The sequence below is a fragment of the Thermodesulfobacteriota bacterium genome (assembly GCA_040754335.1).
Lineage (GTDB): Bacteria > Desulfobacterota_D > UBA1144 > Nemesobacterales > UBA2774 > 2-12-FULL-53-21.
In genome coordinates, this window is the sequence record JBFMCV010000020.1 from 1 (window position 1) to 1,273 (window position 1,273).

The 1,273-nt window shown below is 47.4% G+C and carries 1 protein-coding gene; it reads left to right on the forward strand.

The window, feature by feature from the left end; all coding sequences use genetic code 11:
• Positions 1–1,273, forward strand: a 1,273-nt coding sequence (locus tag AB1598_15115; GenBank protein ID MEW6146340.1) for a hypothetical protein, incomplete at both ends; no start/stop codon positions are given.

The window sequence follows — 1,273 nt, forward strand, 5'->3', positions numbered from 1 at the left end:
ATTATGATTTCTCAACCGGGGCATTACTTTCTGCTACTGGCTTCAATAACGAAACCACTACCTACAGCTATAATGATCCGCTAGATCGCTTGACTACAGAGACACGGCCAACCGGCTTTGGTAAGACTGATTACATCTACAGTGCCCCAGGTGTGTTTCCTGCTACTGTACAGATCAGGACACAATTACAAGGCAGCGACTTCATTACCTCAACAAGCTATTTTGACGGCACATTGAACCTGATCCGGCAAGAGCGCACCGACGCGGGAACAGGTGGTGTAGTGATTACAGAGACCCGCTACGATGCATTAGGGCGGGCCGTACGAGTATCTAATCCACGTCGTACCATAGCAGCAGAGACAGACGGCTGGACACGCACTACCTACGATGCTATTGGACGTGTTACCTCAATATCAAACTGTGCTGACGAAAGCCAGACACAAGATTGTACTGGTACAGTGACAAGTGAATACGCTGGTGCACAAGTCACTATCACCGATCAACAAGGCAAGCAGCGGCGCAGTATCAGCGATGCACTAGGAAGATTGCGAAAAGTCTTTGAACCGGATGCAGCCGGAGCATTAACACTGCTTACTCAATATCAGTATGATGCGCGCAGTAATTTGCGTACTGCCATACAAGGCACACAGGCACGCAGCTTTGAATATGATTCGTTAGGAAGATTGACCAGTGCAACTAACCCTGAAAATGGCACCGTCGTTTATAGCTATGATCAAGCATCGAATCTGATCTCTCGCACAGATGCCCGCAACATCACTACCAACTATGACTATGACGAATTGAATCGGGTAGTGAGCAAGAGCTATTCTGATGATACCCCTGCAGTAACTTACCTCTATGATAAACAGAGTGGTATTCCCATCAATGTAGGCTCAGCCTTAGGCCGTCTAGTTGGGGTAATGAGCGGTAATGGTGCTGATGCAGTAGGCACATTCTACGGCTATGATTTAGGCGGTCGCATAGTACGTGGTAGTCAGTTACTAGATGGCCGACTTTACCAAAGTACGGTTGACTATAATGAAGCAAGCTTACCAATCGAAGAAGCTTTTCTACCTACCAGCGCAGTAGTACAGACCAGCTACAATGCTGTCGGTCAGATTGACAGTGTTACCAGAAATGGCGCAATACTGAGCACTAACACCAGCTATACAGCAACCGGAGCATTGAACAGTCAACGATTAGGCAATAATCTGTTGCACTCGATCACTTACAACCATCGCTTACAGCCTAAGACAATCGCACTTGGCAGCAT